The sequence below is a fragment of the Halopseudomonas aestusnigri genome (assembly GCF_002197985.1).
GTDB lineage: Bacteria > Pseudomonadota > Gammaproteobacteria > Pseudomonadales > Pseudomonadaceae > Halopseudomonas > Halopseudomonas aestusnigri.
On sequence record NZ_NBYK01000001.1, the window covers coordinates 729,191 to 741,556 of the forward strand.

General features: G+C 59.4%; 14 protein-coding genes. 6 read left to right on the plus strand and 8 right to left on the minus strand.

The window, feature by feature from the left end; translation table 11 throughout:
* The first annotated feature begins 32 nt into the window (after positions 1-32).
* From ihfB to pyrF, 4 genes are all read left to right on the plus strand, one after another.
* Complete coding sequence (gene ihfB / locus B7O88_RS03425) at positions 33-398, plus strand: integration host factor subunit beta (RefSeq protein ID WP_266101788.1); 366 nt, start codon at positions 33-35, stop codon at positions 396-398.
* A gap of 69 nt (positions 399-467) precedes the next feature.
* Positions 468-767, plus strand: a complete 300-nt coding sequence (locus tag B7O88_RS03430; RefSeq protein ID WP_088273774.1) for a lipopolysaccharide assembly protein LapA domain-containing protein — start codon at positions 468-470, stop codon at positions 765-767.
* Between the two features lie 4 nt (positions 768-771).
* Positions 772-1,941 (plus strand): lipopolysaccharide assembly protein LapB, encoded by a 1,170-nt coding sequence (lapB, locus tag B7O88_RS03435; RefSeq protein WP_088273775.1) that lies wholly within the window; start codon positions 772-774, stop codon positions 1,939-1,941.
* Between the two features lie 39 nt (positions 1,942-1,980).
* Positions 1,981-2,676 carry an orotidine-5'-phosphate decarboxylase gene (gene pyrF, locus B7O88_RS03440; RefSeq protein ID WP_088273776.1) on the plus strand — a complete coding sequence of 232 codons (696 nt, stop codon included), beginning with the start codon at positions 1,981-1,983 and terminating at the stop codon, positions 2,674-2,676.
* Positions 2,677-2,725: 49 nt separating this feature from the next.
* Here pyrF and B7O88_RS03445 read toward each other — a convergent pair whose 3' ends face one another.
* The 5 genes from B7O88_RS03445 to B7O88_RS03465 form a co-directional block, all read right to left on the minus strand.
* Positions 2,726-3,781: an NAD(P)-dependent alcohol dehydrogenase gene (locus B7O88_RS03445; RefSeq protein ID WP_088273777.1), complete on the minus strand. Its 1,056-nt coding sequence runs from the start codon at positions 3,779-3,781 to the stop codon at positions 2,726-2,728.
* 126 nt (positions 3,782-3,907) lie between these two features.
* On the minus strand, positions 3,908-4,375 hold the full coding sequence (gene bfr, locus B7O88_RS03450) for a bacterioferritin (protein WP_088273778.1): 468 nt from the start codon (positions 4,373-4,375) through the stop codon (positions 3,908-3,910).
* 120 nt (positions 4,376-4,495) lie between these two features.
* A complete protein-coding gene (locus tag B7O88_RS03455; protein ID WP_088273779.1) occupies positions 4,496-4,705 on the minus strand; it encodes a bacterioferritin-associated ferredoxin in 210 nt (69 codons plus the stop codon).
* Positions 4,706-4,878: 173 nt separating this feature from the next.
* Complete coding sequence (locus B7O88_RS03460) at positions 4,879-5,364, minus strand: anti-virulence regulator CigR family protein (protein ID WP_235005710.1); 486 nt, start codon at positions 5,362-5,364, stop codon at positions 4,879-4,881.
* Positions 5,365-5,427: 63 nt separating this feature from the next.
* On the minus strand, positions 5,428-6,606 hold the full coding sequence (locus B7O88_RS03465; protein WP_088273781.1) for a YbfB/YjiJ family MFS transporter: 1,179 nt from the start codon (positions 6,604-6,606) through the stop codon (positions 5,428-5,430).
* Between the two features lie 362 nt (positions 6,607-6,968).
* Between B7O88_RS03465 and B7O88_RS03475 the strand changes: the two genes are divergently transcribed.
* Positions 6,969-8,420: an MFS transporter gene (locus tag B7O88_RS03475; protein ID WP_088273783.1), complete on the plus strand. Its 1,452-nt coding sequence runs from the start codon at positions 6,969-6,971 to the stop codon at positions 8,418-8,420.
* Between the two features lie 138 nt (positions 8,421-8,558).
* Entirely contained in the window at positions 8,559-10,436 is a 1,878-nt protein-coding gene (locus B7O88_RS03480) for an MFS transporter (protein WP_088273784.1), read from the plus strand.
* A gap of 158 nt (positions 10,437-10,594) precedes the next feature.
* Here B7O88_RS03480 and B7O88_RS03485 read toward each other — a convergent pair whose 3' ends face one another.
* The 3 genes from B7O88_RS03485 to msrB form a co-directional block, all read right to left on the minus strand.
* Positions 10,595-11,074: an FKBP-type peptidyl-prolyl cis-trans isomerase gene (locus B7O88_RS03485; protein WP_088273785.1), complete on the minus strand. Its 480-nt coding sequence runs from the start codon at positions 11,072-11,074 to the stop codon at positions 10,595-10,597.
* A gap of 74 nt (positions 11,075-11,148) precedes the next feature.
* Positions 11,149-11,751: a peptide-methionine (S)-S-oxide reductase MsrA gene (gene msrA / locus B7O88_RS03490; protein ID WP_088273786.1), complete on the minus strand. Its 603-nt coding sequence runs from the start codon at positions 11,749-11,751 to the stop codon at positions 11,149-11,151.
* The gene (gene msrB / locus B7O88_RS03495; RefSeq protein WP_088273787.1) at positions 11,748-12,269 is read right to left on the minus strand and encodes a peptide-methionine (R)-S-oxide reductase MsrB; all 522 of its coding nucleotides are present in this window, start codon (positions 12,267-12,269) and stop codon (positions 11,748-11,750) included. Before msrB ends, msrA begins: the two co-directional genes overlap by 4 nt.
* Between the last annotated feature and the right edge of the window lie 97 nt (positions 12,270-12,366).

Here is a 12,366-nt window from a genome sequence, read left to right on the forward strand (position 1 = left end):
CTGCGAAGCGCACAAGCGCTTCGCTTAACAGGCTGTTCAAACCTAGTCAAGCATGGTACAACCTTGTAAAACGAGTCTACTCGCTTGATAAGAAAGGGAAAACCATGACCAAGTCGGAGTTGATCGAGCGCATTGTCGAGCAGCAGGGGCAGCTGTCGGCGAAGGATGTCGAGTTGGCAATAAAAACCATGCTGGAGCATATGTCCCAGGCGCTGGCTACCGGGGAACGTATCGAGATTCGCGGGTTTGGCAGCTTCTCACTGCATTACCGTGCGCCTCGGGTCGGTCGTAATCCGAAAACCGGGGACTCTGTCGAGTTGGACGGCAAGTTCGTTCCGCACTTCAAGCCGGGCAAGGAGTTACGTGACCGGGTTAACGAGTCGCTCGAAAACGCCTGATCCCATACCTCGCCGCCGACACCCTGGGTTATACTTCGCAAACACTCAACGGATGCGGAGTCGTCTCACATGCTGTGGTTAAAGCGCGTGTTGCTGATCCTGGTTTTCCTGCTGGTCGCACTGGCAACCATGGATTTCATGCTGGAAAATCAGCAAAGCATTTCGCTGCAGTTTCTCGAAATGCAGTCTCCTGCTCTTCCTCTTTCCCTCTATGTTGTACTTTCGTTCATTCTCGGCAGTGTGCTGGGCATCTTCGTTGGCTGGCTGATCACCACGCGTCTGCGTTTGAAGCTGATGGTGCAAAGCAATGAGCTCAATCGCTACCGCAAGGAAATAGACAAGCTGCGCACTCAGGCTGTCAAAGGCTGATCCCATGCAGGAACTGATGTTCCTGGGCCTGTTTGTGCTGGCCCTTGCCATAGGCTGGTTTCTGGGCCGCAGGGAGGCAATCAAGGTGGGCTTTATGCTCAAGCCTCACGGGAGCGCTGTCGATCGGCAGTACTTTATCGGCCTTAATTATCTCCTGAATGAGCAGCCGGACGAGGCGATAGAGACCTTTATTCGCGCCCTGGAGGTCAACCCGGAAACTGTCGAGACACATATCGCTATTGGCAAGCTGTTTTGCCAGCGTGGTGATGTGGAGCGGGCGATCAAGGTGCATCAGAATCTGCTGGCGCGGCCCAATCTCACCGATCTGCAGGCGGACCGTGTCCAGCTTGAGTTGGCAAGGGACTATCTGGCCGTTGGCATGCACCAGCGTGCTGAACGCCTGCTTGAGGGGTTGGCCGATTCCAAGTCATCGCTGCGCGCCGAGGCGTTGGGTGATCTGGTTACGGTCTACGAGCAGCAGCATGAATGGCAGCAGGCTATTGCTATCGGGCGCAGATTGCTGCGTGAGCAGCCCTGCTTTGCCGTGACACTGGCGCAATATCACTGCGAGATGGCGGTTGTGGCCCTCGCCTCCAGAGAATTCGAGCAAGCACGCAGCTGGTTGCAGGCTGCCTTAAAGGTAGATGCCGGATGCGTTCGGGCGCTTATCCTGCTGGCAGAGCTGGAGGAGCGTTTGGGTAATCTCAAGGCGCTACCCGGGTTGCTGCGTCGAATTGCTCTGGATTCTCCCGAGTTTGTGCCGGAGGTGCTGGCATTGGCGGAGCGCTGTGCGGATAATGGCGCGCTGAATTTGACCGAGTATCTGGATCAGGCGCTCGACCGGGCGGACTCGCCGCCGATCAGAATACTCCTGGCCCGTGCGCAGCACATGCGACGAGCTGAGGGCCGGGAAGCGGCAGAGGGATTCCTGCTTCAACACCTTGAGCGACAGCCCTCGCTGGGCGGTGTGCTGGGATTATTGAGACTGGGGGATGAGGGTGAGGCCGAGACCGGTGTGTCAGCCTCTCGACGTTTGCTGGAAACGCTTCAGCGCGCTCGGCCGCAATACCGCTGTGAGCACTGCGGTTTTTCCGGTATCAAGTTGCACTGGCAATGTCCAGGCTGCCAGCAATGGTCTACGGTCAAGCCGCTGAAAGGTCATGAGCTGACCTGATGTCTGCCGAAAAATGTTATTACCAACAGGAAATATGTTATGCCGACTACCAGCCCTATTATCGTTGCCCTTGATTTTCCTGAGGCGAATGCAGCCCTGGAGATGGCTAAGGCGCTGGACCCGGGAAAATGTCGCGTGAAGGTGGGCAAGGAGCTGTTCACCAGTGCCGGTCCGGCCGTTGTCGAGTCGCTGCAGGATCAGGGGTTTGAGGTTTTTCTGGACCTCAAGTTTCATGATATCCCCAACACGACCGCCAGCGCCGTTCGCGCTGCCGCCGAGCTGGGGGTTTGGATGGTCAATGTTCATGCCAGCGGCGGTCGAAGGATGATGGAAGCCTGCCGCGATATTCTGGAGCGCCGCGGTGGCCAGCGGCCATTGCTGACAGCGGTGACCATTCTGACCAGCCTGGAGCAGGAAGACCTGCAGGAAGTCGGAGTCGATATTGAGCCGATGGTCCAGGTACAGCGTCTGGCACGCCTGACCCAGGACTGTGGTCTTGACGGTGTGGTCTGTTCAGCTCGTGAGGCGCGCGCGCTGCGCGGTGCACTGGGTGAGGACTTCCTGCTGGTAACGCCGGGCATCCGCCCGGCTGATAGTGCAGCTGACGATCAGAAGCGCATTGTGACGCCCGCTCAGGCGCTGGAAAATGGCAGCAGCTATCTGGTCATCGGGAGACCGATTACCCGTGCCGATGAGCCGGGTGCCGCACTTGAGGCGATTTTGGCCACGCTCTGAGTGGCGGGGGTTGGACAACAAAGGCCGGATTATTTCGGCCTTTGTCGTTTCAGGGCGTTATTGCGACTTTAAGTACGCCGTCCCGTTGGTGGCTGAACAGGTCGTAGGCCTCGACGATGTCATCCAGTGCAAAACGATGGGTGACCATGGGTGTCAGGTCTACTCGGCCGGAGGCGACCACCGCCATCAAGCGGCGCATGCGCTCCTTGCCTCCGGGGCAGAGCGTGGTAATGATCTTGTGATCTCCCAGGCCGGCGGCAAATGCATCGAGCGGCAGGGACAGTTTCCCCGAGTAGACTCCCAGGCTGGAAAGGGTACCACCGGGTTTCAGTGCGCGCAGACAGGATTCGAACGTCTGCTGGGTGCCCAGTGCTTCAATGGCAACGTCTACGCCCGCGCCACCGGTAATCTCCTGGATTCGCTGAAGCGGGTCTTGTTCCCGGAAGTTTATGGTGATGTCGGCACCGAGCTGGCGGGCGACCGCGAGCCGCTCGGGCACGCCATCAACGACGATGATGCGGGTTGCGCCCATCAGTTTTGCGCCAGCGGTTGCGCACAGGCCGATTGGTCCCTGGGCAAAAATCGCCACTGTATCGCCAATGCGGATATGACCACTCTCCGCTCCGCCAAAGCCGGTACTCATGATGTCCGGGCACATCAGCACCTGTTCGTCGCTCAGTCCGTCGGGTACGGGTGTGAGGTTGGCCTGGGCATTGGGGATGCGCACATACTCGGCCTGGCAGCCGTCGATACTGTTGCCCAGTTGCCAGCCACCCATGGCTTGCCCGCCACATTGGCTGGAATGCCCGTCAAGACACGGATGACATTGGCCGCAGGGGGTGATGGCGCCGGCAATGACGCGCTGCCCGATCTCGTAAACGGTGACGGCGCTGCCCAGCTTTTCGATAATGCCTACGGGTTCGTGACCAACAATCAGGCCCGGTCGCACCGGATACTCACCCTTTAGAATATGGACATCGGTGCCGCAGATCGTCGTGGTGGTGACGCGGAGCAGGGCGTCGGTAGGCCCGATGTCAGGAATGGGGCGTTGCTGGAGTTCGATCTTGCCGGGTTCGACGAACACGGCGGCGCGCATGGTGCTCATAATTCCTCCTTGACCAGGCAGTGAGGTGGAAATACGAGCATAGTCGATTGCGCGCGTGAGAGTTTGACCGGGATCAATTCAAGGCAAGCAGCACCTCTCGACGGTGCTGCAGGGGGAGGGCTTCACTCAGCCGATCTGCGACTGCTGATAATTTTCCAGGCCGACAGCCTCAATCAGGCTCAGTTGGGTTTCCAGCCAGTCGACGTGCTCTTCTTCTGCTTCGAGAATGTCTTCGCAGACTTCACGGCTGCCGTAGTCGCCCGCGGTCTCGCAGAGCGCAATCGCTTCCTTCAGCGCTGGCAGAGCCTGCATCTGCAGTTTCAGATCGCAGTCGAGGATTTCCCTGGTGTTTTCGCCGATCTTCAGCTTGCCAAGGTCTTGCAGGTTGGGCAGGCCTTCCAGGAAGAGGATGCGCTTGATCAGCCGATCCGCGTGCTTCATGACGTGAATTGACTCGTGGTATTCCTTGTCACCGAGCTTTTCCAGACCCCAGTCCTGCAGCATGCGGGCGTGCAGAAAGTACTGGTTGATAGCAATCAGTTCGAAACCGAGGACGGTGTTCAGGTGCTGGATGACTTTTTTGTCGCCTTTCATAGCGCTGCCCTCTGGACTGTTCAGTCTTGCAGTGTGGGCCGGCGCTAGCAGGTTGTCAAATCTAAGTGCTTGAAAAGAAAGGCGTTAAAAATGATTATCAGGCGATAATGAGAGTCGCCATCAGACGGCGACGAATTGACCAGCGGCCATGCCTGCGCAGGCTTGGGCAGTAAGGCTTTCGTTCAGCAGCGATTTGCAGTCGCGCGCGCATTTGCCGCACTGCGTGCCCACATCAAGATCATTGCGCAGATCGCGCATCGAGCAGGCGCCGCCAGCGATAGCGTCCTTGATCTGGTTGTCGGTTACACCCTTGCAGAGACATACGTACATGCAATCACTCCTGAACAGCCATGGCTGACAATAAGTGCATGCTAATTCGAATGAGAATGATTGTCAAAGGAAATAGCATCCATCTATCTGGCTGATTGAGCGTGCTGGATGTCGCGCGATTGTGCCAGCGCGGTAGCGGCATGGCGGGCCCCAAGGCCCGCCTGCAGGGCAGATCAGTCGAGAACGTCGTAGATGATCGATTCAATAACGCCGGTGGTTACATCGGCGAGAACAACATCGCGGTCGATCTGTCGCCACTCATAGCCGTCGTAGTGGGGCAGTCTATCGGCCAAGCGCGGGTCCAGTTGCCTCGCTATGCCCGGAGGCAGGGGTTTGCCGCGTGCCAGGTTCTTGCGAATGCCCGGTGGCAGACTGCTGCCGCGTGTCACCAGATCGCGGTTATCCCGGAAGATGCGACGAATGACGTCTTCTTCAATACGGTCGTAGGGCCGACTGTAACGGTCCCGGTCCCGGTCTTCATAATGATCACGGTCATGGTGTCGATCCCGATCTCGGTCGCGATCATCGCGGAACTGGCTCTGGTGCGGAGAGTGACCATTGTTGTCGTTGCCGCGCTCCTCCTGTCTGGCCTGGGTGGGAGTTGCGATGACCGCGGCGAGCAGGCCGGCAATCAGCATCGGCGTTATCTTAGGGTGCATAGACCTTTCCTCAAGTCTGTTGTCATGAGCTTTGGAGCGCCAAACTGGCGTGGCGGTTCCCGGCTATTTACCCGCTTGCGGGGTCTTTGATGTCCAGATCAGACTCCAGAGCAGCGCGCCGGCACCAAGCCACAGGGTTTCCGGCAGCGCGCCGCCGCGACCCAGCCATTCGTGGGCCAGCCACGGGCCGATCAACTGAGTAACACTGTAGAGCGCAATCAGGGCGGCTGACAGTCTGGGGCCCTGATGCGGTTGCAGGCTGCGGCCCAGCCGCTGGGTCAGCAGCACTGCGCCGAGAAAGCTGCTGCCCATGAGCAGTGAGCAAAGTGCGATGCCCCATACGCCCGGCAGCAGCAAGGCAAAAACGACGCTGGCAAGCTGTGTTGCGTAATTGATCATCAGGGCTGGCTGGTCACCAAGGCGCTGTCCCAGATGATTCCACAGCCAGGCTGCGGGCAAGGTCGTGCAGGCGACGATCAACCAGCTCTGGTGCACCATTGGATGAGCCTCGCCAAGCTGAATGCTGGCGATCATCGGCAGAAAGGTCATCGGCAAAATGTAGCCCAGACCGGCACCGGCATAGGCGAAGAACAGCGGCCGCGTTTGCTTGTCCAGTAGCGGGGAGCGGCCGCTGGCCGTTGGCGCAACAGATGGTGCTGGCTGGGCGCCAACCCGCAGACGCACGATGATCCAGCCGCCCCAGAGTGCCAGCGGAAGACTGAGCAGGGCTGCAGGCCACCAGCGTGCTGCCGCGGTCTGAGCGAACCCGGGCGGGTTGGCGAGTACGCCGGAAACCAGCAGCCCTGCACCGACCCCAAGGTATATCAGGCCGCTGAGGTTGATGCGCTGGCGCGCCGCCAACCACTCCATGACCAGTGCGGGGACCATGACAAAAATCAAACCGTTGCTCACGCCGTTGCCGAGCCGCAGCACAGAGATGCCGGTTGTTCGGTCGGTCAGTGCCAGACCAAGCAGGGTAAGGCAGTGCAAAGCCAAAGCCACAGGCACCGTGCGGGCAATCTGCGCCGGCTGGTGCCAGCGAATGGCGATCAGCGCACCAATCAGGTAGCCAATGTAGTTCCAGGTAGCCAGTGATGCCCCCTGGCTGGTGGTGAACTGACCGTCTCCCACAAGCAGTGGGAGCAAGGGGGTGAAGATAAATCGGCCGAGGCCATGTACCACCAGCAGCAGTATTGCAGCGGCGGCCACTGCCTGGAGGATGGATGGTGCGCGAGTCGGCATCGGACAGCTCCCGATTCATGTTTGGAGGGGGCGGCATCTGGCTCTTCAGCAGAAGCTGGCTGCGCCATCAACACTGCGAATAGCCGATATACGCTTGACTGATGATGAGGCTGAAGTGGGGTTCTTGCTGCTGCAGGCCGCATGTGTTCTGGGTTTTGCGCTTTACGACGCGGCGGCAGCATAGCAGCGGCTGAAACAAATTGCATGAAGTTGGGTTGGGCCGCTGTGCTGGCAAGGGGTGCGACAGACACACTCTGCGATATAGAGTATACAAACGTACACCGGCACTCCCCATGTCGGTGTGGGTGAGAAGACAAATATAAGAAAGCGGGCGATGCTCGCACGATTCTCTGGAGAGTGGCATGTCCCAGTCGAACACCGATGCAAATGGCGTTCTGAAACGCTCAACGATTCTGCTCCACGGGTCCATCGGCATGCCGCTGGCCATTATCGGCTACCCCCTGGTGGTCTACCTTCCCCCGTTCTACGCCCAGGAAGTGGGTCTGAACATGGCGCTGATGGCGCTGGTGCTGGTCATCGCTCGCCTGTCTGATGTGGTCACCGATCCGCTGATCGGTACCCTGAGTGATCGCTGGCGTACCCGCTTTGGCCGGCGCAAGCCCTGGCTGGTGATGGGGGTGCCGTTGATGCTGGTAGGAACGGTGATGATATTCATGCCCCCGGACGGTGCAGGAATTGGTCATCTATTGCTCTGGACGGTGTTGATGTACCTGGGCTGGACCATGGTGACCCTGCCATATGGCGCCTGGGGTGCGGAGCTGTCCAATCAGTATCACCAGCGCAGTCGGGTGGTGGCCTCCCGTGAGGGGTTTGTGCTGATCGGGCTGTTTCTGGCGGCGCTGGCACCGGCGCTGGTGCAGGCGTTGGGCGCGCGTTATCAGGCAGGCCAGACTGACGGCTGGCTGATGGAAACGGCGGTACTGCTGTTTGGCAAGGATGGTGAACTGGGTATTGGCTACGGTCCGATTCTCGCCGTCATGGCCTGGATGCTTCTGATTCTGCTGCCGTTAACCGTGTTCTGGGTCGTGGGTGCGGTCAAGGAAGCGCCCCCACAATCGGCGCAGCGGACCGATTGGAAGAAGGGCCTGCGGGTCATGAAGAACAACGGCCCGTTCAAGCGAATGATTCTGATGCTGCTGGTTGTGGTTACCGGCGAAGCGTTCCGCAATGCGCTGTCGGTATTTTTCATGCAGCACGTCATTCAGATTCAGGGCCAGATCGGTCTGATGTATCTGCTGTACTTTGGCATCGGCATTGTCGGCATTCCGTTCTGGCTGCATGTGGGCAAACGCATCGGCAAGCATCGTGCGTTCTGTGCCGCGCTGGCCATCTCCAGCACCAGTATCCTCGGCATGTTTTTCCTTGGGGCTGGGCAGCTGTTGCCCTTTGCCGTGCTGTTTGCGATCAAGGGCTTTTGCTTTGCCGCGTTCCAGTTCCTGCCGCTGTCGATGCTGGCCGATATTGTCGACCTGGATACCGCCCGTAGCCGGGAGCATCGCACCGGCCTGTTCTTCGCCATCAGCGGCATGGCGCAGAAAGCGGCGATGGCGCTGGGCCTGGGCTTGTCGCTAGGCCTGCTGTCGCTGGTGGGCTTTGACGCCAAGGCTGTTGAGCACAGTGCCCATCAGTTGTTATCGCTGCGCGTGCTGTACATCCTCGGGCCGGTTCTGCTCTACATGACGGCGTTCTTCATCGCCTGGCGCTACCCGCTCACCGCCGCGCGGCAGGAGCGCATTCACGGCTGGGTTGTGCGCCGTGAGGCACGGCTGAGCGTGACGGCTGTCTCTCGCTGAGCGGTCTGTTGGCGATTTTGTCGGCACATTCCGCGCGCGGATGTGCCGACATTGGGTATGCTGATGTCCTGAACAGGAAGCGGGTGGTGCCGGTATGCCACCCGAGTCGCACATCTGACCTGAAGGACGCGCAGGATCATGTCGGAACACTCGCAGTTTCGTTTGCTGGGCAGCAAACGGTTTCTCCCTTTTTTCCTCAGCCAGCTGCTTGGCGCCTTTAATGACAATCTCTTCAAACAGGCGCTGATTCTGGCGATCCTGTTCAAGCTCAGTTTCAACGCCGACCGCGATCTGCTGATCAACCTCAGCGCATTGCTGTTTATTCTGCCTTTCTTCCTGTTTTCGGCGCTGGGTGGACAGTTTGGCGAGAAGTTTGACAAGGATATGCTGATCCGCCGCATCAAGCTCGGCGAGGTCGGTATCATGTTGCTGGGAGCGCTCGGGCTCTGGCTTGGCAGCCTGCCGCTGTTGCTGGTGGTGCTGTTTGCGATGGGCACGCAATCGGCGCTGTTTGGCCCGGTCAAGTATTCGATCCTGCCGCAGGCGCTGGCAGAGGACGAGCTGGTCGGCGGTAACGCGCTGGTCGAGATGGGCACCTTTCTGGCGATTCTGGGTGGCACACTCTGCGCAGGTATTCTCATGGCCTCGGGCGGCTGGGCTGCGCTGGTGGGTGGCTCGGTGGTGCTGGTCGCCATCGGTGGCTATCTGGCGGCGTGCCGAATTCCTGCGGCTAGCGCCGGCCTGCCGAACCTGGCCATCGACTGGAATATTTTCCGTCAGTCTTGGGTGATTCTGCGATTGGGCCTGAAAGAGCAGGTGCCGTCGGTGTCGCGCTCGATTCTCGGCAACTCCTGGTTCTGGTTCCTCGGCGCAACCTATCTGACCCAGATCCCCGGTTTTGCCAAGGATTACCTGCACGGGGATGAAAGCGTGGTGACGCTGATTCTGACCGTCTTTTCGGTAGGTATAGCGCTGGGCTCGGTGCTGTGCGAGCGGTTGTCCGGGCACAAGGTCGAGATTGGCCTGGTACCCTTCGGCTCCCTTGGGTTGAGCGTGTTTGGCCTGCTGATCTGGAGTCTTTCAGGCAGCATTGCCGTCGGGGCTTCGCCCTATGACTGGATAGAATTGCTCAAGCAGCCGGGCGCCTGGGGTGTGATGGGCAGTATTCTCGGGTTGGGCGTGTTTGGCGGCTTTTACATCGTGCCGCTGTATGCACTGATTCAATCACGCAGCCATGAGGATGAGCGCGCGCGCGTCATTGCCGCCAATAACATCCTCAATGCCTTGCTGATGGTGTGCTCGGCGATTCTCGCGATCGTCATGCTCAGTGTGCTGGAGCTGTCGATCCCGACCCTGTTCCTGACCATTTCGCTGCTTAACCTGCTGGTCAACGGCTACATCTTCAAGGTGGTGCCCGAGTTCAGCATGCGCTTTCTCATCTGGCTGCTGGGCCACTCCATGTACCGGGTTGAGCACCGTAATCTGGAAGCGATTCCGGATGAGGGAGCCTGTGTGCTGGTCTGCAACCACGTGTCGTTTGTGGACGCATTGCTGATTGGCGGCGCAGTGCGCCGCCCCGTGCGTTTTGTCATGTATTACAAGATTTACCAGCTGCCGGTGCTCAACTTTGTTTTCCGCACCGCCGGTACGGTCCCGATTGCTGGCCGTCAGGAAGATGAGGCAGTGTATGAGGCTGCCTTCAAGCGTATTTCCGAGTACCTGCGGGCGGGGGAGGTGGTGTGTATCTTCCCGGAGGGCAAGCTGACCGCCGATGGCGAGATGGATGCGTTTCGTGCCGGCATCACGCGGATTCTGGAAGGCGACCCGGTACCGGTCATCCCAATGGCATTGCAGGGGTTGTGGGGCAGCTTCTTCAGCCGTGACCCGAAAAAGGGCTTCTTCCGCCGCTTCTGGTCGAGGGTTGGGCTGGTTGCGGGCGAGCCTGTTGCTCCCGAAGATGCATTGCCCGAGCGCCTGCATCAGCAGGTATTGGCGTTGCGCGGGGCACGGCGTTGAGCTCGGTGGTACGCAACAACACTTGACCACAACCCTGCGTAGGGACGCAGCATGCTGCCTCCGGCTTGACTGCCGCACTTGGTTGGAAACTCACCATGACGCTGGGCGACGGACGCGACATGTCGCGTCCCTACAGCAGCAGATAGGCGCGCCGGCGATCAGTGGTTGTGGCCACCGACGCCATGGGCGTGGCCGTGGGCCAGCTCTTCTTCGGTAGCTGCGCGCACGTCAAGGATCTCGACGTTGAAGGTCAGCTCGCGGCCGGCCAGCGGGTGGTTGGTATCAACCAGAATCTGGGACAGCCCGGGCTTGACCACCACAACCTGACGCGGGCCTTGCTCGGTCTGCAGCACGGCGATCATGCCCGGCTTCCACTTTTTGGCGCCTTGCAGGTACTTGGCCTGCACTTTCTGCAGTGCGTCTTCACGCGGCTGGCCATAGGCCTTCTCAGGCGGGATGGTGACGCTGAAGGATTCGCCTGCGCTGCGACCCTCCATGGCTTCCACCAGACCATCAATCAGACCTGTCTGACCATGCAGATACAGCACCGGCTCATGCTCGCGAGAGGATTCGATCGGGCCATCGGCATCGGACAGGTCGTAGTGAAACTGGACAACGGTTTTCTCGGCAATCTGCATGGTTCAATTCGCTTGGGTTGAGTGATCAAAGGCCGTCATTATCCAGACTCGAGCAGTATATTTCCATCCGCGCTTCAGTTGCCCCAGAGTTCCTCCAGGCGTGCATCACGGCCGCAGGTGGTGCGGTAGAAGTTATAGCGCAGCGGATTTTTCTGGTAGTAGTCCTGGTGGTACTCCTCGGCCGGGTAAAATGGCTGACGCGGCAGAATCAGCGTGGCGATCGGCTGCTCGAATCGGCCAGAACGCGCCAGGGCCTCGCGCGAGGCATCCAGTAACGCCTTTTGTTCGTCGTTGGCGTAGTAGAGCGCACTGCTGTACTGACTGCCATGATCACAGAACTGGGCATTGGGTGTGATCGGGTCGATGGTCTTCCAGAAGGCGTCGACCAGTTTGGCGTAGCTGGTCTTGCTCGGGTCGAAGAACACGGCCACCGATTCGATATGGCCGGTGCCACCAGCAGACACTTGCTGGTAATCAGCGGTGCTGGCTTCGCCGCCGGTGTAGCCCGAAATGGTCTCGACGATGCCGGGCATCTTGTCGAAATCTGACTCGGTGCACCAGAAACAGCCTCCGGCAAACACCGCCATTTCCGTGCCGGCAGGCCCTTCGGTAATCGCCTCATTGGCAAAGCTGGCCGGCGCAATCAACAGCAGACCAAGCAGTATAGAGCGGATCATGCGTCACCTCGCAGGGCCGGCAGTGGCTCGCCGGCGGCAATGAACTTGAGGGCCACGCCGTTGTTGCACCAGCGCTCACCGCGCGGCGGTGGCCCATCATTGAATACGTGCCCCTGATGCCCGCCACAGCGACCGCAGTGGTACTCGGTGCGCGGCCAGATCAGCGCGTAATCCTGTTTGGTGCCCATGTGGCCAGCTATCGGCTGGGTAAAGCTGGGCCAGCCGGTACCGCTGTCAAACTTGTGCTCGGATAAGAACAGCGGCAGTTGGCAGGCGGCGCACACATAGGTGCCGTCGTCGTACAGCTTGTCCAGCGGGCTGCTGCGTGGGCGCTCGGTATCTTCCTCGAAGAGCACTTTCCAGGCGGCTTCCGAGATCTTGTCACGCCAGTAATCCGGGCTGAGATCCAGAGCTTGTACTGTCGATTCATGGAAGGCGTCGGCAGCCTGGGCGTTGGCGGTCAACAGGGGCAATGCCGGTGCGGCCAGCAGGCCGGAAAGCAGGGTGCGGCGTTTCATGGTCGTTCCTGTGCTGTGAGTTCAATTATCAGACGTCTTTCAGGGGCATTTGTTACATCGAGTCTGAATGATCATTCGGAATGATTGTGCCTGAGAC

What these genes read in the sequence shown, in the direction of transcription:
- B7O88_RS03430 (WP_088273774.1), top strand. Translation starts at nt 468, where the DNA reads ATGCTGTGGTTAAAGCGCGTGTTGCTGATCCTGGTTTTCCTGCTGGTC.
- lapB (WP_088273775.1), top strand. Translation starts at nt 772, where the DNA reads ATGCAGGAACTGATGTTCCTGGGCCTGTTTGTGCTGGCCCTTGCCATA.
- pyrF (WP_088273776.1), top strand. Translation starts at nt 1,981, where the DNA reads ATGCCGACTACCAGCCCTATTATCGTTGCCCTTGATTTTCCTGAGGCG.
- B7O88_RS03445 (WP_088273777.1), bottom strand. Translation starts at nt 3,781, where the DNA reads ATGAGCACCATGCGCGCCGCCGTGTTCGTCGAACCCGGCAAGATCGAA.
- bfr (WP_088273778.1), bottom strand. Translation starts at nt 4,375, where the DNA reads ATGAAAGGCGACAAAAAAGTCATCCAGCACCTGAACACCGTCCTCGGT.
- B7O88_RS03455 (WP_088273779.1), bottom strand. Translation starts at nt 4,705, where the DNA reads ATGTACGTATGTCTCTGCAAGGGTGTAACCGACAACCAGATCAAGGAC.
- B7O88_RS03460 (WP_235005710.1), bottom strand. Translation starts at nt 5,364, where the DNA reads ATGCACCCTAAGATAACGCCGATGCTGATTGCCGGCCTGCTCGCCGCG.
- B7O88_RS03465 (WP_088273781.1), bottom strand. Translation starts at nt 6,606, where the DNA reads ATGCCGACTCGCGCACCATCCATCCTCCAGGCAGTGGCCGCCGCTGCA.
- B7O88_RS03475 (WP_088273783.1), top strand. Translation starts at nt 6,969, where the DNA reads ATGTCCCAGTCGAACACCGATGCAAATGGCGTTCTGAAACGCTCAACG.
- B7O88_RS03480 (WP_088273784.1), top strand. Translation starts at nt 8,559, where the DNA reads ATGTCGGAACACTCGCAGTTTCGTTTGCTGGGCAGCAAACGGTTTCTC.
- B7O88_RS03485 (WP_088273785.1), bottom strand. Translation starts at nt 11,074, where the DNA reads ATGCAGATTGCCGAGAAAACCGTTGTCCAGTTTCACTACGACCTGTCC.
- msrA (WP_088273786.1), bottom strand. Translation starts at nt 11,751, where the DNA reads ATGATCCGCTCTATACTGCTTGGTCTGCTGTTGATTGCGCCGGCCAGC.
- msrB (WP_088273787.1), bottom strand. Translation starts at nt 12,269, where the DNA reads ATGAAACGCCGCACCCTGCTTTCCGGCCTGCTGGCCGCACCGGCATTG.